Genomic DNA, 23195 nt, shown 5'->3' with positions numbered 1-23195 from the left:
CGTGGCCCCGTGACATTGGGCGCAAAAATCCCTATGTGCGCGCCGATCATGGCAACCAAAATTCCCGAAGCGCCGAAGGTCGGCATGGTGTCGCTGGGCTGTCCCAAGGCGCTGGTCGACAGCGAGCGCATCCTGACCAAGCTGCGTTCCGACGGCTATCAGATGTCCGCAGACTATGCCGGCGCCGACGTCGTGCTGGTCAATACCTGCGGATTCCTGGATTCGGCCAAGGAGGAATCGCTGGAAGCCATTGGCGAGGCGATCGCGGAGAATGGCCGCGTCATCGTCACCGGCTGCATGGGCAATGAGGCGGAACTGATCCGCGCAAAATTCCCGCAGGTGCTGGCCGTGACCGGCGCGCATCAATATGAGGCGGTGGTGAACGCGGTGCATGAAGCCTCGCCGCCCATACCCAACGCCTTCGTCGACCTGGTGCCGGAGGGCGGGCTGAAACTGACGCCGCGCCACTACAGCTATCTCAAGATTTCGGAAGGGTGCAACCATCGCTGCTCCTTCTGCATCATCCCCTCGCTGCGCGGCGACCTGGCCAGCCGGCGCATCGACGCCGTGCTGCGCGAGGCGGAAAAGCTGGTGCATGCCGGAACGAAGGAACTGCTGATCATCAGCCAGGACACCTCCGCTTACGGGGTCGACACCCGGCATGAGGCGCGCCAGTGGAAGGGGCGCGAGGTTCGCGCGCACATGACCGACCTGGCGCGCGAGCTGGGGCAGCTTCGCACCGCAGAGGGCACGCCGCCATGGGTCCGGCTGCACTATGTCTATCCCTATCCCCATGTGGATCATGTGATCCCGCTGATGGCCGATGGGCTGCTGACGCCCTATCTCGACATCCCGTTCCAGCATGCCGCGCCTTCGATCCTCAAGGCCATGAGGCGCCCGGCGAACGAAGCGAAGGTGCTGGACCGCATCCGCAAATGGCGGGACATCTGCCCTGACATCGCGATCCGTTCCTCCTTCGTGGTCGGCTTCCCCGGCGAGACGGAGGCGGATTTCGACTATCTTCTCCAATGGCTGGACGAGGCGCAACTCGACCGCGTGGGCGCCTTCCGCTTCGAGCCGGTCGAGGGCGCGGCGGCCAATGACCTGCCCGGCGCGGTGCCGGAGGAGGTCAAGGAAGAACGATACCAGCGGATCATGGAAAGGACCGCCGCCATCTCCGCTGCCCGCTTGCAGGCGAAGGTGGGCCGCGTGCTGCCCGTCATCATCGACGAGGTGGGCGAAGCGGACGAGGACGGCTCCATCGGCGCCACGGCGCGCAGCCAGGCCGACGCGCCGGAGATCGACGGCAATGTCTTCCTGCGCGATGTAGGAGAAGGGCTGGCGCCGGGCAGCATCCTGAACGTGCTGATCGAGGATGCGGACGAGCATGACCTTTACGGAGTGCCGTCGGTTTAGGGCACCATGTTCCTGCGAGGGCAGGAACCCAGTTCCGACGTCATAGCTGGACTCCTGCCTTCGCAGGGGCACGGCGCATTGGGGGAGGCAGCGTCATTCCGCCGCCGCAAAGGCGTCCTGATATTCCGTCTTGATCGCCTTGCGCATGGCCGCGTCCACCGGCAGCGCGATCTCATAGCTGCCCTCGGCATAGGGACCGGCGCTGTAGGGACCGATGACGACGGTCACGCCGTCGACCAGCTTGCCGTCCTTCGATGTCGGCACCAGCACCTGCTGCATCGGATCGATGCATTTGGTGAAGTCGTCGTCATCGCTGCGCTTCACCGGAGCGCCGCGCTTTTCGGCGCGGGCCTTGTCCAACGCGTCGCAGAAGCGGTCCCGGATGGCGGCCGCGAAGGCGGCGGGCGAGGTCATCAACGCCGTGACCGCCGTCTCCCGCTTGCGCGCCTTGTCCCACAGCAACGCCTCATAGCCCGTCATGCCATGCGCTCCGCCGGTATAGACGTAGCTTTCCGATCGAAGCGCCAGGAAGCGCGGCGTGTCGGCGGCCACGGTCCAGCGGGTTTCGAGCGAATGCGCCCGGAAGGGATAGCCGGCCTCCCTGGCGGCCTTCCGGTCTTCGCGCGCCATTTTCAGCGCATCCGCTTTCCCCACCTTCAGCGCATTGCCGAACCTCTCCGCCAGGACGGGTATCTGCGCGGCCTGCGCGGGATAGGCATAGGCGAATTCGAGCAGATCGGTCTTCTCCTTCTGCTCGAACGGTTGGGCGGGCGACGGCGGCTCCGGCTGGCCGGACATGCGGTTCGCGAAATTGCTGGCCGCGACGTCATTGCCCGGCAGAGCCGCCTCGTCCCCATTCTTCGCGCCCTTCGAAGGCGAACAGGCGCAAAGCAGCAGGACCGCCGCCAGGGGCAGTCCCGCCAATCCCCTCCCCTCGATCCCGTGCATCAATGGGCCTTGGCTGCCGCCATGCACCGTTCGCTGATCGCCTTGCGCGCATAGCTGCTCTGGAGCGCCGCGCCGGCATTGGGCCAGCCTTCCGCGATCAATGCCTGCTCCACCGCATGCGCTCCGTCGAAACGCCCGCTTTCCGCCAGCGCATAGGCGCGGGCGCGCAGGGCCTGAAGGCGGCCGTCGTCGCTGTGCATCATCTTGTCTCTCCTTCTTTTAACTCCGTTCAATCTATGCCCGCACGCCGTCCGACGCAAATGACGGCGCGGTCGAAAGAGGCGCTCGGACGACGAAAGATTGCGCTTTTCTTACCCGCCGCCTTTCTCCAAAACACATTGCATGAACGATTTTTCCGACCTGCTGAAAGCCGACAACAATCAACCCGCCCGTTCGATCCGGATCGTGGATGCGCAAGGACTGGAAAGCTGGCTGGGAAGCCAGCCGGAGCGGGTACGCGCCCTGGCGGCCGCCCAGAAATTCAGGGGCAAGGCGCATGAATTCGCCATCCTGCCCGGCGAGGAGGCGGCGGACTGGTCGGTGGTGGCCGGCGTCGCTTCCGCCGCGAAGCTGGGACCATGGTGCCTTGCCAGGCTGGCCGAGGCCTTGCCCGAAGGCGCCTATCGGCTGGCCGAGGGCGCGGCGGGGGCAGCGATGTTGGGATGGCTGACGGCGCAATATCGCTTCGACCGCTATCGCAGGGAAGAAAATGGATCGGGCGCGCGCGTGCTACTGACCGCGGAAGTGGCGCAGATCGACGCCGCCGCGCGCCTGGCCGAAGCGGTGGCGCTGGTGCGCGACCTCGTCAACACGCCTGCGGCCGACATGGGCCCGGCCGAACTGGAAGCCGCGACCCGCAAGGTGGCGGAACGCTTCGAGGCCGACTGCAAGGTGACGAAGGGCGACGCGCTGGAACATGGCTTCCCGATGATCCATGCCGTGGGCAAGGCGGCGGACAAGCGCTTCGCGCCGCGCCTCATCGAATTGCGCTGGGGCGATCCCGGGCACCCGAAGGTCGCGGTCGTCGGCAAGGGCATTTGCTTCGACAGCGGGGGCCTCGACATCAAGCCGTCCTCCGCCATGCGGCTGATGAAGAAGGACATGGGCGGCGCGGCCCATGCCCTGGCGCTGGCGCAGCTCGTCATGGGCGCCCGCCTGCCGGTCAGGCTGCACCCGCTGATCCCGGCGGCGGAAAATGCGGTGTCCGGCAATGCCTTCCGACCCGGCGACATATTGCGCTCGCGCAAGGGGCTGACGGTCGAGATCGGCAATACCGATGCGGAGGGGCGGCTGGTGCTGGGCGACGCGCTGGCGCTGGCGGGAGAGGACAAGCCGGACCTCATCATCGACTATGCGACGCTCACCGGGGCGGCGCGGGTGGCGGTGGGACCGGACCTCCCGGCCCTGTTCGCCAATGACGAGGCGCTCGCCGCGGAGATGGATGCGGCCGGGACGGCGGTGGACGATCCGACCTGGCGCCTGCCCCTGTGGGACGGCTATGCCGAAATGCTCAAGTCCGACGTGGCGGACATCAACAATGCGGGCGAAGGCGGCTTTGCCGGGGCGATCACCGCCGCCCTGTTCCTCAAGCGCTTCGTGCCCGACGCCGTGCCCTGGGTGCATCTCGACACCTTCGCCTGGCGCCCCGCTTCGCGGCCTGGACGCCCGAAGGGGGGCGAGGCGCTGGGATTGCGCGCCGCCTTCCATATGCTGCAAGCGCGCTACGGCCGCAAAAAGTAAAAAGAAAGCGATTGTCGAGGCCGTTACGCAACCGGATTGGCTATCGTGCGTTACGAGGTTATGGATGCCCACTCCGCCCAGAATGAAGCCGCAGAGCTGAACCGTCCCGGCTTGAAGCCGCTCGGCCAATGGATGCGCACATTGGTCGATTATGTGCGGTCCGGCAGGCCCGACCTCACCAACCGGCAGATGGCGCTGATGCTGACCGTCTATATCGGCGCGGGGCCGCATACGGTGCGGGGACTCGCGGAAGCGCTGAACGTCTCCAAGCCGGTCATCACCCGCGCACTCAACAAATTATCGGCGCTTGGCTATCTGCGGCGGGAGCGGGACTCCACCGACCGGCGCAATATTTTCATCACCCGCACCCCAAAAGGGGCGGAATTTCTTGACGCCTTTCACCATTTCATCGCAGGAACCGGCCGCGATGAACGCCTCAACTTCTCCTCTGCGGAACGCACCGCCTGAACGCATCCGATTCAAGCTGGACGGCCGGTCGGTCAAGCTGGACACGCGGGTCCATGCGGCGCGCGGCGACCTGGCCGACCTGGCGCTGGCCGGCGTGCTGTTTTCCGCCCATTATGCCCGCGCCGTCGAACTGACCTGCGTCGCCGCCGGCGCGCCCCTGTTGGCGTCCGACACGCCCAAGGCGCGGGCGGTGAGCGAATTGCTGCGCGGGGAGAGCTTCTACGCGCTGGACGTGACGGCCGACTGGGCCTGGGGCTTTTGCGGGCATGACGGCTATGTCGGCTATGTCCGGCGCGATGCGCTGGACGTGCGGGAAGTGTCGAACAGCCGCGTGATCGCCGGCACCGCCCCGCTGTTCAGCGCCGCCGACATCAAGTCCCCCATTGCCGATTACTGGCCGCGCGGCGCGCAGTTCGCGGCCGAGGCGCAGGGGGATTTCCACGCCTGCGCCGAAGGCTATGTGCACAAGCGCCATGCTGCGGCGATCGACGCGCTGGAAAGCGACTGGGTCGCGGTGGCGGAGCGTTATCTGGGCCAGCCCTATGTCTGGGGCGGGCGCGGGCATCGCGGCGTCGACTGCTCCGGCCTGGTGCAGGTGGCGCTCGGCCAGTGCGGGATCAAGGCGCCCCGCGACACCGATCTTCAGCGCGAGGGGATCGGTTCCCCCATCGCGCCCGGCGCGCCGCTCCGACGAGGGGACTTCGTCTTCTTTCCCGGCCATGTCGGCATCATGACCGACGAGCATAACATGATACATGCCAACGCCCATTGGATGAGCGTGGTGATCGAGCCGCTGGCCGACGTCGTCGGACGGCTGGCGGCGGATCATGCGGAACCCGTGACGGCGCGGCGGAGAATTGGCGCATGACACAAAGGATATTCATCGACGGCGGCGTCGGCACGACGGGTTTGGAAATCAACGAGCGGCTGGCGGGCCGACCGGAACTGTCGATCATCGCGCTAGACGCGGACAGGCGCAAGGATGCGTCGGCGCGCAGGGACGCGCTGAACGCGGCGGACATCGTCATCCTCTGCCTGCCCGACGATGCTGCGCGCGAAGCGGTGGCGCTGATCGACAATGGCCGGACGCGGGTGATCGACGCGTCGACGGCGCACCGGGTGGCCGATGGCTGGGCCTACGGCTTTGCCGAACTGGAGCCGGGGCATCGGGAAAGGCTGGCGAATTCGCGCTTCGTCGCCAATCCGGGCTGCTGGCCGACGGGGTTCCTGGCGCTGGTGCGGCCGCTGGTGCTCGCCGGACTGCTGCCCGTCGACTGGCCGGTGACGGTATCCGGCGCATCCGGCTATTCGGGCGGCGGCAAGTCGATGATCGCGGAATATGAGGGCGCCGGCGGCGCGCCGAGCGCGTTCCGGCCCTATGGGCTGGGGCTGGCGCACAAGCATGTGCCGGAAATGCAGCGCTATTCCGGCTTGCGGCACCCGCCCCTCTTCGCCCCCGCCGTGGCCAATGCCTATCGCGGCATGATCGTGGAGGTGCCGTTGCAGTTGCGCGCCCTGCCCGGCGCGCCTTCGGCGGCGGATGTGCATGGGGCGTTGGCCGCCGCCTATGCGGGATCGCCCATCGTCGGCGTGGAAGCGTTGGAGGACAGCGCGGCGATGACGCAGGTCCGGCTGGAGCATGTCGGCGCGACCGACCGGCTGGCGCTGTTCGTCTTCGGCAATGAGGCGACCGGCCAGGCGCGGCTGGTGGCGGCGCTCGACAATCTGGGCAAGGGCGCGGCCGGGGCCGCCGTGCAGAACCTCAACATCTTGGCGGGATTACCGGAAACCGCCGGCCTGCGGCTCTGAAGGCGGCATCCGGCCCCTTCGCCGCGCCGGTCTTCGGCATGGCGAAGGGGCGGAAGCGCCGATCAATGGATCGTGCCCATCGCCCCTTCATGGGTCAGCAATACGATCAGCCGCTCGATCTGCCGCCAGTGGCAGAAACGGATATGGTTGCCCAGATCCCGGCTGCGGTCGGCCCGCGCCGCCGCTTCATAGCCCGCATTGTCGCCGAACAGCGACATCAGCTCCGCCGCGTCCTCATAGCTCTTTCGATTCGAAAGATATGGCATGTTCATGACCTGGCCCCCCAAAGTCCCCACCCTGACGGTGGGGATCGCGGTTCAATCCCCATGCCAGCCGCACCCATCGACGGCGGAGGGCGGCCTGCGAGGGTGAACGATCCATTAGCCAAGTCCCGCCGTGGCACAGCCATCCCAGCGTGGGACAGGCTGTCCTGAAAAGGCGCAGGCGGGAAAGCGCTGGCCATGCATCCCCGCCCGTGGCAAGGACCGCGAAATGACCAAGGGCAGAAAAGAACCGATCGGCGCAGGCGCCATTTTGGCGCTCACCATCCTGGGCGGCACCATCGTCGGCGGCCTGATGGGCCAGCCGAGCGCCGGCCTGTTGGCGGGCACGGCGCTGGGCATCGCGATCGCGGTGCTGCTGTGGCTCTGGGACCGGGGAAAATAGCTCCGCATCGGGCACTTGCGCGCCTTGCCACCATCCATGGGCCAGCATAAACGATACGCCATGAAGAAGCACCTGATCGCGCTCACCATCCTCACGCTGGCCATTCTCGTCGGCCTTTTCTTCTACTTCGCGCGGGGCGACGCGGCGCGGCTTCCCGCCGGCGCCGATGTGGGCAAGGAGCCGGTTTTCACCAGCCCCCGCAGCGAGATGATCCCGACGATGAACGTCGCGGAGGCCGTGCCGTGGAAGGGTGGGGAAAAGCCCGTTCCCGCGAAGGGCCTCAGCGTCGATCGCTTCGCGGACGGGCTGGACCATCCCCGCTCGCTGCTGCGCCTGCCCAATGGCGACGTGCTGGTGGCGGAAACCAACAGCCCGGCGCGGCCCACAAGCGGCATCGTCAACCGGGTGATGAACTATCTGATGAACAAGGCGGGGGCCGGCGTGCCGTCCGCCAACCGCATCACCCTGCTGCGCGACGCCGATGGCGACGGCCGGGCGGAAACCAGGACGGCTTTCCTGACCGGGCTGAATTCGCCCTATGGCATGGCGCTGGTCGGGGACACGCTCTACGTCGCCAATACCGATGCGCTGATGGCCTTTCCGTACAAGGAGGGCGAGACGAAGATCGCCGCCAAGGGGCGCAAGATCCTGAACCTGCCCGCGCAGGCGCCCAACATGCACTGGACGCGCAGCCTGGCCGCCAGCCCGCAGGGGCTGCTCTATGTGGGTATCGGTTCCAACAGCAATATCGGCGAAAACGACCTGGCGACGGAGGATAATCGCGCCGCCGTGCTGGAGGTCAATCCGCAGACCGGCGCCTATCGCATCTACGCTTCGGGCCTGCGCAATCCGGTGGGACTGGCCTTTGAACCTAAGAGCGGCGCGCTGTGGGGCGTGGTGAACGAGCGCGACATGCTGGGCAGCGATCTGGTGCCCGATTATCTGACGCGGGTGGAATTCGGCGCCTTCTATGGCTGGCCGTGGAATTATTGGGGCGGTTACGAGGATCGCCGGGTCCAGCCGCAACGGCCGGAAGTCCGCGAATATACCAAGCGGCCGGACTATGCGCTGGGCAATCATGTCGCGCCGCTGGGGCTGAGCTTCGCCGACAAGGTGACGCTGGGCGGGCCTTACGCCAACGGCGCTTTCGTCGGGCTGCACGGCAGTTGGAACCGGAAACCCCGGTCGGGATACAAGGTGGTGTTCGTGCCCTTCGGCGACAATGGCGAGACCGGCAAGGCCAAGCCGATCGACGTGCTGACGGGTTTCCTCAGTCCCCAGGGCGAGGCGCGCGGCCGGCCGGTGGACGTCACCGCCGATGCGAAGGGCGCGTTGCTGGTGAGCGACGATGTCGGCGGAGTCGTCTGGCGGGTGACGGCAGCGAAGTGAGGTGACGGGGAACGAGCGATTGAACGGCGCGCGCTGATAAAACGGTGCCTGTTAATAAAACGGCGCGTGCTCCTACGAAGGCAGGAGCCTAGTTCCACCGTCGATCTGGGCTCCTGCCTTCGCAGGAGCACGTAAGCGTCGATCTCAAACAGCCTAGATATTGAGGCCGTTCCGTCCCGCCAGCTCCACCACATATTGCCAGGCCACGCGCCCGGACCGGCTGCCGCGCTGGGTCGCCCACTGGATCGCCTCCAGCGGCTCGAAGCTGAGGCCAAGGCTGGCCGCATAGCCGCCGACGATGGCGACATAGGCGTCCTGGTCGATGGCGTGGAACCCCAGGCTCAGCCCGAAACGGTCGGACAGCGCCATCTTGTCGTCCACCACGTCACGCGGATTGACCGGGTCGTCCTGCTCCGACAGGTGGCGCGGCACGATATGGCGGCGGTTGGACGTCACATAGAGGCGGACATTGGCCGGGCGCGCCGCCGTGCCGCCCTGCAACAGCGACCGAAGCGAACGGGCGTCGCCAACGCCATTCTCATCGAAGCCCAGATCGTCGAGGAACAGGATGAAGGGCCGCCGCGTGTCCCGCAACAAAGTGAAAAGCCGCGGCAGGCTGGCCAGTTCGTCGATCGCGCATTGCAGCAGGGCGATGTCCTGCCCCTCGGCCTGGAGCTTGCCGACCACGGCGGCGACGACCGCCGACTTGCCCGTCCCCCTTGCGCCCCAGAGCAGCACGTCATGCGCGGCATGACCGGCGGCATGGCGGCGGCTGTTTTCCAGCAGCGCCTGCTTCTGCGCGTCGATGCCGGTCAGCAGGGCATAATCCACCGGCGCAAAGCCCTCCGCCGCCCGGATCGTCGCGCCGTTCCATATATAGGCAGGCGCGGCGGCCAGATCGGCGGCAGAAGCGGGCGGCGGCGCGATCCGTTCCAGCGCTTCGGCAATGCGGGTCAGCAGGGCATCGTTCATGGCGCCCTCGCTTAGCCCTCCTCCGCTTGACGGGCAAGCGCGACGCCCATGTCATTCTTCTGTAGCAATGGCCTTTTACTGCTCGAATTCGGGGCTTATACCGCTGGGGCCGTGACCATCCCAAATCCAGTCTTCTCCACCCGAATAAGCCGCTACGGCAGCGAGGCGCTGCGCGAGGCGGCGCTGCTGATCCGTGCGGGCGAGCCGGTCGCCGTGCCGACGGAGACGGTCTATGGCCTGGCGGCGGACGCCACGGATTCCAACGCCGTGGCCGCGATCTACGCCGCCAAGGGGCGGCCCAGCTTCAATCCCTTGATCGTGCATGTCGCGGACCAGGAGATGGCCGGGCGTCTGGCGGAGTTTTCGCCGGTGGCGGACAGGCTGGCGGAACGCTTCTGGCCCGGAGCGCTGACGCTGGTCCTGCCCGCTCGCGCCGACAGCGGATTATCGCCGCTGGTGATGGCGGGGTTGCCGACCGTGGCGCTGCGCCTGCCCGCGCATCCGGCGATGCGGGCGCTGATCCGGGAAAGCGGGCGTCCCCTCGCCGCGCCGTCGGCCAATCGCAGCGGATCGATCAGCCCGACGCGCGCCGAACATGTGATGGCGAGCCTCAATGGCAAGATCCGCATGATCCTGGACGAAGGACCGACCAGCGAAGGGCTGGAATCGACCATCGTCGCCCCGGAAACCGACTGCATCCGCCTGCTGCGCCCCGGCCCGGTCACGGCGGCGATGCTGGAGGAGGCAGGCATGCTGCCGGTGGTGACGGGCGCCGACAATACGAAGATCGAGGCGCCGGGCCAGTTGGAAAGCCATTATGCGCCGTCCAAGCCGGTGCGGCTGAACGCGCTGAAGGCGGAGAAGAACGAATATCTGATCGGCTTCGGGCTGATGCCCTGCCATGTGAATCTCAGCCCCGATGCCGACCTGCGGGAAGCTGCGGCGCATCTGTTCGCGGCGCTGCACATGGGGGACGCCAGCGCGGCGGAACGGATCGCCGTGGCGCCGATACCGAACGAAGGGATAGGCGTGGCGATCAACGATCGGCTGCGACGGGCGGCGGCCTGAAGCCGTGTTCCTGCGAAGGCAGGAACCCAGTTCAGACGGTGGCACTAGGTTCCTGCCTTCGCAGGAACACGGCAGTTTTCACGGCAGGATTACCCGCAATTATCATACCCCGCATCGCGGCATTCGCGGCGGCGGCGTTCTTCCTCCTTCTTCCGCTCGCGGGCCTCGCGCGCTTCCTGCTTGCGCATCTTGCGGCCGTAATTGCGGTCGGCCTCTTCCTGGCTGGTGGTGCTCCAGTCCACCACCTGGCTGCCTGCGCGCACCGGCGCCGTCACGATGTTCGCCGCCGTCCGGGCAATGCAGCCCGGCAGGAACAGCAGCAAAGCCGGCGCGGCCATCCATGCGATCTTGTTCATATCTCTTCCCCGGCTTGTCATTTCCGCGAGCTTAGGGATGCAGTCGGGCAGGACAAGCCTCAGGCGACGAACCGTTAGGAGGCTTCGATCCGCTCGGCAAAGCCCTTGCGCAATTTGGCGAGCTTGGGCGGGATCACCGCCATGCAATAAGGGTTCCTGTCCCCCACCCGCTCCCAATATTTCTGGTGATAATCCTCCGCCGGATACCAGGGCGCGTCCGGCTCGATTGCGGTGACGATGGGGTTCGCCCAATCCGCCTGCGCCCGCTCGATCCCCGCCCTCGCTTCCGCCGCGTGTTCGGGCGAATGGGGGAAGATGGCCGAGCGATATTGGGTGCCGACGTCATTGCCCTGGCGGTTGAGCGTAGTCGGATCATGGGTCGCGAAGAAAATGTCCAGCAGGTCGCCATAGCCGATCACCGCCGGATCATAGGTGATGCGGATCGCCTCCGCATGGCCGGTCGCACCGGAACAGACCTGCTCATAGGTCGGGTCGGGTAGCATGCCGCCGATATAGCCGCTTTCCACGGCCTTCACCCCTTTCAGATTCTGGTACACCGCCTCCGTGCACCAGAAGCAGCCGCCAGCCAGGGTTGCGATCTCTTCGGCCATATGCGCGTCCTTATCCTGCATTGGCCGTACAGATAGGAAGGATCAGCCCGCGGTTCCAGTCTGCCGCGCCGCCGCCTCCGCCTTGGCGCGCTCCTCGGCCACCAGTTCCTTGCGCGACAGCTTGCCGACCAGCGTCGTGGGCAGGTTCAGGCGCACCTCCACCTCGCACACCTTCTCATGCTTGCCCAGTTGCGGGTTCAACCAGTCCTTGAGCGCCGCGCCATCGATGTCCGACCCGTCCTGCAAGGTCACGAAGGCCTTGGGACATTCGCCGCGATAATGGTCGGGAATGCCGATCACCAGCGCTTCCTTGACCGCCGGATGGTGGTAGAGGACTTTCTCGACCTCGCTGGGGAAGACCTTGAAGCCTCCTACAGCGATCATGTCCTTCAGCCGGTCGACGATCTTCACATAGCCGTCCGCGTCGATCACCCCGACATCGCCGGTCCGCAGCCAGCCGTCGACGAACACCTCCTTGTCGGCGTCCGGGCGCTGCCAATAGCCCTTCATGATCTGCGGCCCGTCAAAGACCAGCTCGCCCGGTTCGCCTTCGGGGGACGGGCGGGTCGGGTCTTCTCGGTCGACCAGCTTGACCCGCGTGCCGGAAACCGGCTGTCCGACGGTGCCGGGCTTGTTGAGGCCCTCAAAGGGGTTGCAACAGAGGACCGGGCTGCTTTCGGTGAGGCCATATCCCTCCACCAGCGTGGCCCCGGTCATCGCCTCGAACCGCTGCTTGACCTCCAGCGGCAGGGGCGCGCCGCCGGAAATGCACAGGCGCAGCGAGGAAAAGTCGATATTCGGCGTCGCCGGATGATCCAGCAGCGCCTGGTACATGGTCGGCACGCCGGGCAGCGAGGTCGCCCTGGTCCGCTGGATCGCCGCCAGCACCTGCGTGCCGTCGAAACGCGGCAGCATCACCATCTCCCCGCCGTTCAGCACCGTGCGATTGAGGACGCAGGTATTGGCGAAGACATGGAAGAAGGGCAGCACCGCCAATATGCGGTCGGGCGCTTCGAGATGAGGATCGATCAGGCGCACCTGCCGCGCATTGGCTGTCAGGTTCTGGTGGGTCAGCATCGCGCCCTTGGGCATGCCGGTGGTGCCGCCGGTATATTGCAGCAGGGCGATGTCCTGCTCCGGTTCGATGGCCACGGGCGCGGGATCCTCGCCATGGCGCAGCAGATCGGCATAATGGACGATGCGCGGATCGTGCGGGACCGTGGAGGTCTCCTTCCGCTTGAACAGGCGGAACAGCACCGACTTGGCGGGCGGCAGCACTTCCGCAACGCTGCCGACGACCAGCCGCTCCAGGCTGCTGTTGTTCAGCACCTCCAGCGCCGTGGGCAGCAGCGCGCTGGCCGACAGGGTGAAGAGGATCTTCGTGCCGCTATCCTCGACCTGATGCTCCAGCTCGGCGGCGGTGTAGAGAGGGGAATAGTTGACCACAATGGCCCCGGCCATCATCGCGCCATAATAGGCCGCGACATAATGGGGCACGTTGGGAAGGTAGAGGCCGACCCGATCGCCCTTCCGGACGCCCATATCCTGCAAGCCCCTAGCAACCCGCCGGATGGTGCGCCACATTTCGCCATAGGTCGTCTTGCGGCCCATGAAGTCGATCATCACCGCCTGCGGGTGGGCCGTGGCGCTGTTCGCCACCATGTCCACCATCGATAGCGGCGGGAATGTCTGTTCCCACGGAAAGGGATGATTATAGCGGGTTTTCCAGATGTTTTCGTTGCTCTCCATGCATGGAAGTCTAAGTCACGCTTTCCCTTTACGCAAGCGTAAAGCACCGCAGCAAGGGCCGCGCCTCATGCCGAGGCGCGGCCCTTGCTGCGGTGCTTTATCTCGTCCGTCCGCGTGGAGCGGATTGACGTTACGGCATCACAGGTGACCCTTGTTGTCGCTGAACGGGTCGAGGATCTTCGCGGCGCCCGAAATCAGGTCGGATTCGCTCTTGAGCGCCTCTTCCGCGCGGCGCGTGGCGTCCTCGCGCTCGCGGCGCAATTCGTTGATCAGCGCCTCGCGGTCGCCGTCCAGGCGCGAATCGGTAGGGGCTTCAATGCCCGCCTTCTTCGCCGCCTTCGTCACCAGCGCGTCCAGTTCCCGCTGCGAGCAGAGGCCCAGCGTCACCGGATCCTTGGGCACGATGTTGGAGATGTTCCAGTGGGTGCGGTCGCGGATCGCGGCGATGGTGGTGCGGGTGGTGCCGATCAGCTTGCCGATGGCGCCGTCCGAAATCTCCGGATGGTTGCGCAGGATCCAGGCGATGCCGTCCGGCTTGTCCTGGCGCTTGCTGACGGGGGTGTAGCGCGGCCCCTTGGTGCGGCGGACCGGCTCCGGGCCCTTCAGCATCTTCAAGCGGTAATCCGGATTGGCCTCGCCCTTGTGGATTTCCTCCATCGTGATCTCATGGGCGCGCACCGGGTCGCGGCCGGTATATTTGGTGCCTGCGGTATCGTCGGCGATGGCCTGGACTTCCAGGATATGCAGCCCGCAAAACTCCGCGATCTGGTCGAAGCTCAGCGCGGTGTTGTCGACCAGCCAACTGGCGGTCGCATGGGGCATGAGAGGCTGGGACACGGGAATTCTCCGGCATGAAACGACAAGGGCCGCCCAAGCAGGGCGGCCACGCCCGACCTGAGATAGTGCATCCCGCCCCGCCCGGCAAGGAAAAGCGTCAGGCCGCGCTGTCGAGCGCCTGGGGATCGATATTGTGCAGGCCGGCAAGAAATTCCCGCGCGCTGCGTTCCCAACTGAAGCTCCGGCCATGGGTGGCGCAGGCGCCGCGGTCGCAGAGGAGCGCGGCGGCGATGGCGTCCTCCAGCCGGTCGGACAATGCGCCGCTTTCCGGGGTGACGATGTCCACCGGCCCCGTGACCGGATAGGCCGCGACCGGCGTGCCGCAGGCCAGCGCCTCTATCATCACCAGCCCGAACGTGTCGGTGCGGCTGGGAAAGACGAAGACGTCCGCGCCCGCATAGGCCCCGGCCAGTTCGGTTCCGAACATCGGTCCCAGGAAATGCGCCTGCGGATAGGCATTTTCCAGCATGGCGCGGGCCGGACCGTCGCCCACCACCAGCTTGGCGCCGGGATGGCCGCTGGCCAGGAAAGCCTCCAGATTCTTCTCCACCGCGACGCGGCCGACATAGAGCTGGATCGGGCGCGGCAGCCCGGCGAAGAAGGCGGGCGGCGTCGCCTGCGGCGTGAAGGCGGCCAGGTCCACTCCCCTGCCCCATGGGCGGACCTGCGCCAGCCCATGAGCGCGCAATTGCCGCCGTACCGACGGCGTCGACGCCAGCACCGCTTCGGCCGGGCCGTGGAACCAGCGGATATAACGCCAGAACCATGCGGCGGGCAGGCCGGTGCGCTGCGCCACATAGTCCGGAAAATGGGTGTGATAGGCGGTGGTGAAGCGGATGCCGCCGCGCAGGCACCAGCGCCGCGCCGCCAGGCAGAGCGGCCCTTCGGTCGCCAGATGGATCGCATCGGGACGGAAAGCCGCGATCATCCGCCCCACCACGCCCGAACGGGCGAAGGCCAGCCGTATTTCCGGATAGGTCGGGCAAGGGATGGAGCCGAACAGGTCGGGCGAGATCAGCTTCACCTCATGCCCCATCCTCTCCAGTTCCGCCTGCATGGTCTGGAGCGTGCGGACGACGCCGTTCACCTGCGGGCTCCAGGCGTCGGTGACGATGATGATGCGCATGGCGGGCGCTCCTGTCAGGCCGCGATCCGGGAGGGTTCGCCTGCTGCGCGCCGCGCTATTTCATCGGCCCAGTGCAGCACCTCCATCCGTCCGTCGAAATGCTCGACCAGCGCGGTGCATCCCTCCACCCAGTCGCCGTCATTATAATAGTGGACGCCTGCGATCTCGCGGATTTCGGCATTGTGGATATGGCCGCAGACCACGCCGTCCACGCCCCGCGATCCGGCCTCATGCGCCACCACCTCCTCGAAGCGGGAGATGAACTCCACGGCGTTCTTGACCTTGTGCTTGGCCATCTTGCTGAGCGACCAATAGGGCAGGCCCATGCGCCGGCGCGCCGCGTTCACCACGACATTGACGCGCATCAGCATGGCATAGGCCGCGTCGCCGACGAAGGCGAGCCAGCGGTGCGCCAGCATGATCGCGTCGAACTCATCGCCATGCAGCACCAGCAGCTTGCGGCCGTCGGCGGTCTCATGGATCGCCTTGCGCCTTATCTCGACGCCGCCGAAGCTGAGGCCGGTGAACTGGCGGAACATCTCGTCATGATTGCCGGGGATATAGACGACGCGGGCGCCGCGCCTGGCCCGCTTCATCAAGCGCCAGATGACGTCATTGTGCGCGGCGGGCCAGTAGAAGCGGCGCTTCAAACGCCAGCCGTCGATGATGTCGCCCACCAGGTACATGGTGTCGCTGTCGACGCTGTCGAGGAAATCGATCAGCATCCCCGCGTTGCAGCCGCGCGTGCCCAGGTGAATGTCCGAAATCCAGATCGTGCGATAGCGGCGACGCGTTCCTTCCCTTTCCGGAATGGCGAACCTGTCGTCGGCGCCATCGTCCAACTCCGCCAGGAAAGGCAGGCGCGTGACGGCGTTCATGATGCGACCCCTGAGCTGTTTCCCTCAGGCGCGAATCCCTAGCGGCTCTATGTTACAATTTCGCAGCGAATGTGACGGAAATGCGACGGTTGTGGCCAGTCGCAGACCTCCCCATCTCGATGGGGAGGAACAGGATAGGCCCGCCTCCCCCCTCAAACCGTCAATACGATCTTCCCGAAATGATCGCCCGAATCCATCCGCGCATGCGCCTTCGCCGCCTCCGCCAGCGGAAAGCGCATGTCCATCGCCGGGCGCAGCCTTCCCTGCTCGATAAAGGCCCATACCACCCGCATCAGCTCGTCCGCCACCAGGCTCTTGAACGCCACGGATCGCGGCCGCAGCGTCGATCCGGTCAGCGTCAGCCGCCTTCTCATGATCGCGGGAATGAAAACCTCCGCCTTGGGTCCGCCCGTCGTCGCGATGGACACATGGCGCCCGTCCTCCGCCAGGCACTGGATGTTGCGCGGCAGGTAATCCCCGCCCACCATGTCCAGCACCGCCTGCACGCCCTGCCCGCCGGTGATGCGCTTCACTTCCTCGACGAAATCCTGGCTGCGATAGTTGATCGCATGGTCCGCGCCCCAGGCCTTCGCCTGCTCGCACTTCGCGTCGCTGCCGCAGGTCACGATGACGGTGATGTCGAACAGCTTGCAGAGCGAGATCGCCATGGTGCCGATGCCGCTGGTGCCGCCATGGACCAGCACGGTGTCGCCCTCCACCACATAGGCCCGCTCGAACAGGTTGCTCCACACGGTGAACAGCGTTTCCGGCAGGGCGGCCGCCTCGACCAGGTCATAATCGTCCGGCACCGGCAGGCACTGGCCTGCGGGCGCCACCGCATATTCGGCATAGCCCCCGCCAGGCAGAAGCGCGCAGACGCGCCGGCCGATCAGCAACTCGGCGCTGCCGCCCGCGGCGACGATGGTGCCCGAAACCTCCAGCCCCGGAATGTCCGGCGCGCCGGGCGGCGGCGGATATTTTCCCAGCCGCTGCATCACGTCGGGCCGGTTGATCCCGGCGGCCGCCACCTTGATCAGCACCTCGTCGGGGCCAGGCGCGGGAACCGGCCGCCGCTGCGGCACCAGAACCTCCGGCCCACCCGGAGCCGCTATGCCGATCGCCGTCATTTCAGTCGGCATTTCGTTCGGCCTTGCGCCTTCATTCGCCATTACGGCCCTCGCGGCAGATGTTGCACCGCACCACAATCGACGGGCGGAATGAAGGCCTTATTGACAGACTGGCCCGCAGGGTCAACATTGCAAGTCATGGACATGGATGACGATCTGCCCCGAAAGGCCGATGATCCGCTGGCCCAACTGCTCCGACAGGATCTGGGCCCATTGTCCCTTTCCGATCTCGAAGCGCGCATCGAAGCGCTGGAGGGCGAAATCGCTCGCACCCGATCCAGGATTGATAACGCCGTTAACCACAAGGCAAGCGCCGAGGCGTTATTCAAGCGATGAACCCGCGCCCCGCCCTCCGCGACTCCGACAAGGGTCTCTCCGGGCATGGGCAGTCTGGCAATTCCGGCGGTCAGGATGTCCATCTTGATCCGGCGTCGAGCAATGCCGACATATGGTTCAAGACAACCCCTCATTGGGGGTCAGGAGTATAAAGAACATGCCATCTTTCGCACCCGCCCTTGAGACCACCCTGCATAACGCGCTGACCCACGCGTCGGAGCGCCGTCACGAATATGCGACGCTGGAGCATCTGCTGCTCGCGCTGATCGACGATGAACATGCGTCGAAGGTGATGCAGGCCTGCGGCGTGGAGCTTGGCGAACTGTCCGACGCGGTGACGCAATATCTAGACACCGAACTCGACAGCCTGAAGGTGGAAGGGGCCAGCGATCCCTCCCCCACCAGCGGCTTCCAGCGGGTGGTCCAGCGCGCCATCCTGCATGTCCAGTCCTCCGGAAAAGACGAAGTGACGGGAGCCAATGTGCTCGTCGCGCTTTTCTCCGAGAGGGAGAGCTACGCCGTCTATTTCCTCCAGCAGCAGGACATGAGCCGCCTGGACGCCGTCAGCTACATCAGCCACGGCGTCGGCAAGGGCACCGCCGTTCCTGAGCAGCAGCGCGAGACGAAGGGCGCCGCCGAAGAGGAAAAGAAGACGCAGGACAGCAAGGGCAAGAAGGACAGCGCCTTGGAGCAGTTCACCGTCAACCTCAATGAGAAGGCGGCGCGGGGCAAGGTTGACCCGCTGATCGGCCGCGCTTCCGAAGTCGACCGGACGATCCAGATCCTCTGCCGCCGGTCGAAGAACAACCCGCTCTATGTGGGCGATCCGGGCGTGGGCAAGACCGCCATCGCGGAAGGCCTGGCGCGCAAGATCGTGGAGGGGGAGGTTCCCGACGTCCTCAAGGAAGCGGTGATCTACTCGCTCGACATGGGCGCGCTGCTTGCCGGAACCCGCTATCGCGGCGATTTCGAGGAACGGCTGAAGGCGGTCGTCACAGAACTGGAGAAGATGCCGCACGCGGTCCTCTTCATCGATGAGATCCACACCGTCATCGGCGCGGGCGCGACCAGCGGCGGCGCGATGGATGCGTCCAACCTGCTGAAGCCCGCCCTGTCGGGCGGCACGATCCGCTGCATCGGCTCCACCACCTACAAGGAGTTCCGCAACCATTTCGAGAAGGACCGCGCCCTGCTGCGCCGGTTCCAGAAGATCGACGTCAACGAACCCACGGTCGAGGACACGATCAAGATCCTGGCCGGGCTGCGCAGCGCGTTCGAGGAGCATCACCACGTCAAATACACCCCCGACGCGATCAAGGCGGCGGTGGAACTGTCGGCGCGCTACATCAACGACCGCAAGCTGCCGGACAAGGCGATCGACGTGATCGACGAGGTCGGCGCGATGCAGATGCTGGTGGTGCCGTCGAAGCGCAAGAAGACCATCACCCCCAGGGAGATCGAGCAGGTCATCGCGACCATGGCCCGCATTCCTCCCAAGACCGTCTCGGCCGACGACAAATCGGTGCTGGAAACGCTCGACACGGACCTCAAGCGCGTCGTCTTCGGCCAGAACCGGGCGATCGAGGTGCTGTCCTCCGCGATCAAGCTGTCGCGAGCGGGCCTGCGCGATCCGGACAAGCCGATCGGCAACTATCTCTTCTCCGGCCCCACCGGCGTCGGCAAGACGGAGGTTGCCCGGCAACTCGCCCATCTGCTCGGCATTCCGCTCCAGCGGTTCGACATGTCGGAATATATGGAACGCCATTCGGTCAGCCGCCTGATCGGCGCCCCTCCGGGCTATGTCGGCTATGACCAGGGCGGCCTGCTGACCGATGCGGTGGACCAGAATCCGCACAGCGTCCTGTTGCTGGACGAGATCGAGAAGGCGCATCCGGACCTGTTCAACATCCTGCTCCAGGTGATGGACAATGGCCGGCTGACCGATCATCACGGCAAGACGGTGGATTTCCGCAACACCATCCTCATCATGACCACCAATGCCGGCGCGTCGGACATGGCGAAGGAAAGCATCGGCTTTGGCGAACTCACCCGCGAGGATGCGCAGGAAGACGCGGTGAAGAAGCTCTTTACCCCCGAATTCCGCAACCGCCTCGACGCCATCGTTCCCTTCGGCTATCTGCCGCCGGAAATCGTGGCGCGGGTGATCGACAAGTTCGTGCTCCAGCTCGAACTGCAACTGGCCGACCGCGACGTCCACATCACCCTGGACGACGAGGCGAAGGCGTGGCTCACCAAGCGCGGCTATGACAAGCTGTACGGCGCGCGCCCGATGGGCCGCCTGATGCAGGAGAAGATCAAGCAGCCGCTGGCCGAGGAACTGCTGTTCGGCAAGCTGGTCCATGGCGGCGAAGTCCATGTCCGGCTGAAGGACGACGCGCTGGCCTTCGAAATCACCCCCGCCGCCCCCAAGAAGGGCAAGAAGCGCGGCCGGTCGAAGCCTGCGGAATCGGCCAAGTAAAAGGTCGAAGAATGAAGGAAAAAAGGGCGGCCCGACGGGTCGCCCTTTTTCTTGAGCGATGGTAATGAACCGGACGGGACTATCGGGCCGCTTCCCTGATCCGCGCCGCCGCTCCGCCATGGCCGGTCCATGGAACAGCCTCGCCCGATCCCGAACGACGCCCGCCGATCGCAGGAGAGCATGCCATGGCTGAAACCATCACCCTCTACACCAACCCGATGTCGCGGGGACAGATCGCCCGCTGGATGCTGGAGGAGGTCGGCCAACCCTATGAGATGGTCGTGCTGGATTATGGCGAAGGCGGCATGAAATCCGCCGATTATCTGGCGATCAATCCGATGGGCAAGGTTCCCGCCATCGTCCATGACGGCAGGACGATCACGGAATGCGCGGCGATCTGCGCCTATCTGGCAGACGCCTTTCCCGCCGCGAACCTCGCGCCGCCGACGGACAGGCGCGCCGACTATTATCGCTGGCTGTTTTTCGCCGCCGGCCCGGTGGAAGCGGCCGTCACCAACAAGGCGCTCGGCTTCGTCGTTCCCGAAGGCCGGGAACGAACGGCGGGCTACGGCACGTTCGACACCATGGTCGACACGCTGGAACATGCCGTCTCAGGCCCCGGCTGGATTTGCGGCGACCAGTTCACCGCCGCCGACGTCTATGTCGGTTCGCAGATCGACTGGGGCCTGGCCTTCGGCACGATCCCCAGCCGCCCCGTCTTCGAAGCCTATGTCGCCCGCCTGCGCGAACGCCCGGCCTATAAACGGCAGAAGGAGATGGACAACGCCCTCATCGCCCAGATGCAAAAACCTTAAAAATCCTCCCCATCTTTCGATGGGGAGGGTCGAAGAGAGGCACGTGACTCTCTTCGACAGCCGAAGGCTGGTGGAGGGGAATTGTGCAGGTAGCGCCTCTTTTCCTCCGCCAGTCCGTTACGCCCCATATGCTGTCCTCCAATACAAAAAGGCCCGGCGAACCTCTCCACCGGGCCTTTCCCCAATCTTGCAATGGCGCCCTCAGTCCCGCTGACTACCCATGAAGCGCAACAGGAACAGGAACATGTTGATGAAGTCGAGATAGAGGTTCAGCGCCCCCATCACCACCGACTTGCCCATCATGTCGGTCCCCGCGACATGGGCATAGATGCTCTTGATCTTCTGCGTGTCATAGGCGGTCAGGCCCGCGAACAGCAACACGCCGATAAAGCTGATCACCAGGTTCATCGCGCTCGACCGCAGGAACAGGTTGATGAGGCTCGCCACCAGCAAGCCGACCACGCCCATGATCAGGAAGGTGCCGAAGCCCGAAAGGTCGCGCTTCGTCGTATAGCCCCACAGGCTCAGCCCCGCGAAAGCCGCCGCCGTCGCGAAGAAGGTCTGCGCCACCGACGTGCCGGTATAGACCAGCAGGATGGAGGAGAGCGACAGCCCCATCACCGCCGCATAGGCCCAGAACATCGCCTGCATCGCAAAGGTCGACAGCCGGTTGATGCCGAAGCTCATGGTCATCACGAACAGCAGCGGCGCGAACATGATGACATATTTCAATATGCCCGGCCCGGCCAATATCTGATAGGCAAGGCCGCTCGACGCGAACAGCATCGCGACCACGCCGGTCAGCAGCACGCCGCTCGCCATATAATTGTAGACCGACAGCATATAGCTGCGCAGGCCAGCGTCATACGCCTCCCCGCGCGCGACGGTCGCGCCGCCAAAACCCGCAATGTCGGAACGCGGATCGGACCAATTGGCCATGAGAAAATCTCCTTCACCGGCGGGATAGCAGCCGGTTTCCCTATTATCGGCTTATCCCGCGCCATATTCAAGCGCGGACAGCAGCCTGACTCATCGCGCCGAAGCCGCTATGACAGGAGCATGCACCGTCTTTTCGTCGCCATCCGCCCCCCGCCCGCCATCCGCGCCCGATTGCTCGGCCTGATGCACGGCATCGCCGGGGCGCGCTGGCAGGATGACGACCAACTGCATCTCACCCTGCGCTTCGTGGGCGAAGTCGACCGCCCGCAGGCCGACGACCTGGCCGACGCGCTGGGCCATATCCGCTTTTCGCCGTTCGAAATCGCCCTGTCCGGCGTCGGCTGCTTCGACCGCAAGGGCCAGGTTCACACGCTCTGGGCGGGCGTGCAGCCCCGCGACCCCCTCGCGCAACTTCATCGAAAGGTCGACCGCGCCTGCGTCCGCATCGGCCTTCCTCCCGACAATCGAAGCTATTTGCCCCACATCACCCTGGCGCGCTTCGGCCGGACAGCCGGTCCGATGGAACCGTTCATGGCCCTCCACGCCGCCCTCGCAAGCGCGCCCTTCACGGTCGACGAATTCGCCCTGTATGAAAGCCAGCCAGGCCAGACAGGTTCGACCTACCACATGATCGAACGCTACGGCGTGCAGAACCACCCCTATCCCCGTTCAGGCTGAGCCTGTCGAAGCCCCCTTCTTTCCTGAAGAAGAGAAGCGCCCTTTCCGACAGACCGAAACCGATCCATCGCCCGCGAAAGCTATCCCGCAGACAAGACGCCGCACGCCACGCGCCCACCGGCATTGCCCGCCGGATCGGTCTTGTTGTCATCGGCCTGCGCATGGATGACGACCGCCGCGCCATCGCCGTCCAGCAAGGGAGTCGTTCCCGAACTGACTGTCCCGCCCGGAATGACATATTCCATCTCGCCCGCACCGTCGGCGCCCGCGATCATGTTGGGCATGTCGCCCATATGCATGCCCGCCGGATTATCCTTGCCATGCTTGTGTCCGGTCGGATTCCAATGCCCGCCCGCGCTGGCGAAGTCGGGCGGCGCGCAGCTTCCGGCGGTATGGACATGCACGGCATGCATGCCCGGCGTCAGTCCCTGGCCGCGCACCAGCACGTGAAGGCCATCGGCGGCCTGGGTCACGGTCGCCTCTCCTCGTGACGATCCGTCTCCGGCCAGCAGCTTCGCATGGGCGACAGGCGCGGCGGCATCGCCGACCGGCGCCGTCGCCGACGATCCGGTCGCGCAACCCGACGCCATGGCGGCCATGGGCAATGCCAGAATAATTGCGGCAATTTTCATGATGATCCAACTCCCAGAGGAATGCTGCCAGGCGAACGCGGCATGACGGTCTTTTGTTGCCTAGGCGGTCCGAAATGTCACAGCTTTTCGTTCCGATCGCTCCCGCCGGGCCAAAGCCAGGACCAACTCCCGCCAGGCGCTCGAACAAGACACGCG

25 protein-coding genes are annotated in these 23195 nt (G+C 65.6%); 12 read left to right on the top strand and 13 right to left on the bottom strand.

Annotation, left to right across the window (positions count from 1 at the left end):
- Positions 1–33: 33 nt before the first annotated feature.
- Entirely contained in the window at positions 34–1416 is a 1383-nt protein-coding gene (gene rimO / locus Sj15T_RS02155) for a 30S ribosomal protein S12 methylthiotransferase RimO (protein ID WP_193377928.1), read from the top strand.
- Positions 1417–1509: 93 nt separating this feature from the next.
- Here the strand turns inward: rimO and Sj15T_RS02150 are convergent, their stop codons facing one another.
- Together Sj15T_RS02150 and Sj15T_RS02145 are read right to left on the bottom strand one after the other, a co-directional pair.
- Positions 1510–2364 (bottom strand): DUF4163 domain-containing protein, encoded by an 855-nt coding sequence (locus tag Sj15T_RS02150; protein WP_013039679.1) that lies wholly within the window; start codon positions 2362–2364, stop codon positions 1510–1512.
- Positions 2364–2567 carry a hypothetical protein gene (locus tag Sj15T_RS02145; RefSeq protein ID WP_007684028.1) on the bottom strand — a complete coding sequence of 68 codons (204 nt, stop codon included), beginning with the start codon at positions 2565–2567 and terminating at the stop codon, positions 2364–2366. The genes Sj15T_RS02150 and Sj15T_RS02145 overlap by 1 nt, the downstream gene beginning before the upstream one ends.
- Before the next feature lie 139 nt (positions 2568–2706).
- On the opposite strand from Sj15T_RS02145, the gene Sj15T_RS02140 reads away from it, so the two are divergent.
- The 4 genes from Sj15T_RS02140 to argC are packed head-to-tail and all read left to right on the top strand — an operon-like array spanning position 2707 to position 6381.
- On the top strand, positions 2707–4104 hold the full coding sequence (locus Sj15T_RS02140) for a leucyl aminopeptidase family protein (RefSeq protein WP_338756188.1): 1398 nt from the start codon (positions 2707–2709) through the stop codon (positions 4102–4104).
- Between the two features lie 60 nt (positions 4105–4164).
- Entirely contained in the window at positions 4165–4572 is a 408-nt protein-coding gene (locus Sj15T_RS02135) for a MarR family transcriptional regulator (protein ID WP_021223951.1), read from the top strand.
- Positions 4532–5440, top strand: coding sequence for an NlpC/P60 family protein (locus tag Sj15T_RS02130; RefSeq protein ID WP_013039678.1), 909 nt, complete (start codon positions 4532–4534; stop codon positions 5438–5440). Before Sj15T_RS02135 ends, Sj15T_RS02130 begins: the two co-directional genes overlap by 41 nt.
- Entirely contained in the window at positions 5437–6381 is a 945-nt protein-coding gene (argC, locus tag Sj15T_RS02125; protein WP_013039677.1) for an N-acetyl-gamma-glutamyl-phosphate reductase, read from the top strand. Before Sj15T_RS02130 ends, argC begins: the two co-directional genes overlap by 4 nt.
- 62 nt (positions 6382–6443) lie before the next feature.
- Here the strand turns inward: argC and Sj15T_RS02120 are convergent, their stop codons facing one another.
- A complete protein-coding gene (locus Sj15T_RS02120) occupies positions 6444–6647 on the bottom strand; it encodes a hypothetical protein (protein ID WP_013039676.1) in 204 nt (67 codons plus the stop codon).
- A 226-nt stretch (positions 6648–6873) separates the two neighbouring features.
- On the opposite strand from Sj15T_RS02120, the gene Sj15T_RS02115 reads away from it, so the two are divergent.
- Together Sj15T_RS02115 and Sj15T_RS02110 are read left to right on the top strand one after the other, a co-directional pair.
- Positions 6874–7047, top strand: coding sequence for a hypothetical protein (locus Sj15T_RS02115; protein ID WP_007684040.1), 174 nt, complete (start codon positions 6874–6876; stop codon positions 7045–7047).
- Positions 7048–7107: 60 nt separating this feature from the next.
- Positions 7108–8436, top strand: a complete 1329-nt coding sequence (locus Sj15T_RS02110) for a sorbosone dehydrogenase family protein (protein ID WP_013039674.1) — start codon at positions 7108–7110, stop codon at positions 8434–8436.
- 153 nt (positions 8437–8589) lie between these two features.
- On the opposite strand, the gene Sj15T_RS02105 is transcribed toward Sj15T_RS02110, so the two are convergent.
- Positions 8590–9408 carry an ATP-binding protein gene (locus Sj15T_RS02105; protein ID WP_013039673.1) on the bottom strand — a complete coding sequence of 273 codons (819 nt, stop codon included), beginning with the start codon at positions 9406–9408 and terminating at the stop codon, positions 8590–8592.
- Between the two features lie 111 nt (positions 9409–9519).
- Between Sj15T_RS02105 and Sj15T_RS02100 the strand changes: the two genes are divergently transcribed.
- Entirely contained in the window at positions 9520–10476 is a 957-nt protein-coding gene (locus tag Sj15T_RS02100; RefSeq protein WP_013039672.1) for an L-threonylcarbamoyladenylate synthase, read from the top strand.
- An 89-nt stretch (positions 10477–10565) separates the two neighbouring features.
- Here the strand turns inward: Sj15T_RS02100 and Sj15T_RS02095 are convergent, their stop codons facing one another.
- The 7 genes from Sj15T_RS02095 to Sj15T_RS02065 form a co-directional block, all read right to left on the bottom strand.
- Complete coding sequence (locus Sj15T_RS02095) at positions 10566–10832, bottom strand: hypothetical protein (protein WP_007684048.1); 267 nt, start codon at positions 10830–10832, stop codon at positions 10566–10568.
- Positions 10833–10906: 74 nt separating this feature from the next.
- Positions 10907–11443: a peptide-methionine (S)-S-oxide reductase MsrA gene (msrA, locus tag Sj15T_RS02090; RefSeq protein WP_041386298.1), complete on the bottom strand. Its 537-nt coding sequence runs from the start codon at positions 11441–11443 to the stop codon at positions 10907–10909.
- Between the two features lie 42 nt (positions 11444–11485).
- Entirely contained in the window at positions 11486–13192 is a 1707-nt protein-coding gene (locus tag Sj15T_RS02085) for a long-chain fatty acid--CoA ligase (protein ID WP_013039670.1), read from the bottom strand.
- Between the two features lie 138 nt (positions 13193–13330).
- Positions 13331–14014: a DUF1013 domain-containing protein gene (locus Sj15T_RS02080; protein WP_007684054.1), complete on the bottom strand. Its 684-nt coding sequence runs from the start codon at positions 14012–14014 to the stop codon at positions 13331–13333.
- 112 nt (positions 14015–14126) lie between these two features.
- On the bottom strand, positions 14127–15155 hold the full coding sequence (locus Sj15T_RS02075; RefSeq protein WP_013039669.1) for a glycosyltransferase family 1 protein: 1029 nt from the start codon (positions 15153–15155) through the stop codon (positions 14127–14129).
- A 14-nt stretch (positions 15156–15169) separates the two neighbouring features.
- Positions 15170–16033 carry a UDP-2,3-diacylglucosamine diphosphatase gene (locus Sj15T_RS02070; RefSeq protein WP_013039668.1) on the bottom strand — a complete coding sequence of 288 codons (864 nt, stop codon included), beginning with the start codon at positions 16031–16033 and terminating at the stop codon, positions 15170–15172.
- Positions 16034–16185: 152 nt separating this feature from the next.
- Positions 16186–17172, bottom strand: coding sequence for an NAD(P)H-quinone oxidoreductase (locus Sj15T_RS02065; RefSeq protein ID WP_041386296.1), 987 nt, complete (start codon positions 17170–17172; stop codon positions 16186–16188).
- 126 nt (positions 17173–17298) lie between these two features.
- Between Sj15T_RS02065 and Sj15T_RS02060 the strand changes: the two genes are divergently transcribed.
- The 3 genes from Sj15T_RS02060 (at position 17299) to Sj15T_RS02050 (ending at position 20790) form a co-directional block, all read left to right on the top strand.
- Positions 17299–17496 (top strand): DUF1192 domain-containing protein, encoded by a 198-nt coding sequence (locus tag Sj15T_RS02060; protein ID WP_041385791.1) that lies wholly within the window; start codon positions 17299–17301, stop codon positions 17494–17496.
- A gap of 157 nt (positions 17497–17653) precedes the next feature.
- Complete coding sequence (clpA, locus tag Sj15T_RS02055; protein WP_007684066.1) at positions 17654–19975, top strand: ATP-dependent Clp protease ATP-binding subunit ClpA; 2322 nt, start codon at positions 17654–17656, stop codon at positions 19973–19975.
- A gap of 185 nt (positions 19976–20160) precedes the next feature.
- Positions 20161–20790, top strand: a complete 630-nt coding sequence (locus tag Sj15T_RS02050; protein ID WP_013039665.1) for a glutathione S-transferase — start codon at positions 20161–20163, stop codon at positions 20788–20790.
- Positions 20791–20991: 201 nt separating this feature from the next.
- Here the strand turns inward: Sj15T_RS02050 and Sj15T_RS02045 are convergent, their stop codons facing one another.
- Entirely contained in the window at positions 20992–21729 is a 738-nt protein-coding gene (locus tag Sj15T_RS02045) for a Bax inhibitor-1/YccA family protein (RefSeq protein ID WP_013039664.1), read from the bottom strand.
- Positions 21730–21849: 120 nt separating this feature from the next.
- On the opposite strand from Sj15T_RS02045, the gene thpR reads away from it, so the two are divergent.
- A complete protein-coding gene (thpR, locus tag Sj15T_RS02040) occupies positions 21850–22407 on the top strand; it encodes an RNA 2',3'-cyclic phosphodiesterase (RefSeq protein ID WP_013039663.1) in 558 nt (185 codons plus the stop codon).
- Between the two features lie 80 nt (positions 22408–22487).
- Here thpR and Sj15T_RS02035 read toward each other — a convergent pair whose 3' ends face one another.
- Positions 22488–23039, bottom strand: coding sequence for a superoxide dismutase family protein (locus Sj15T_RS02035; RefSeq protein WP_013039662.1), 552 nt, complete (start codon positions 23037–23039; stop codon positions 22488–22490).
- Positions 23040–23195 lie beyond the last annotated feature (156 nt).

The organism is Sphingobium sp. TA15 (assembly GCF_037101235.1).
Taxonomy (GTDB): Bacteria; Pseudomonadota; Alphaproteobacteria; order Sphingomonadales; family Sphingomonadaceae; genus Sphingobium; species Sphingobium indicum.
The sequence above is the reverse complement of the archived record's forward strand: the minus strand, read 5'-3'. Positions and strand labels throughout refer to the sequence as shown.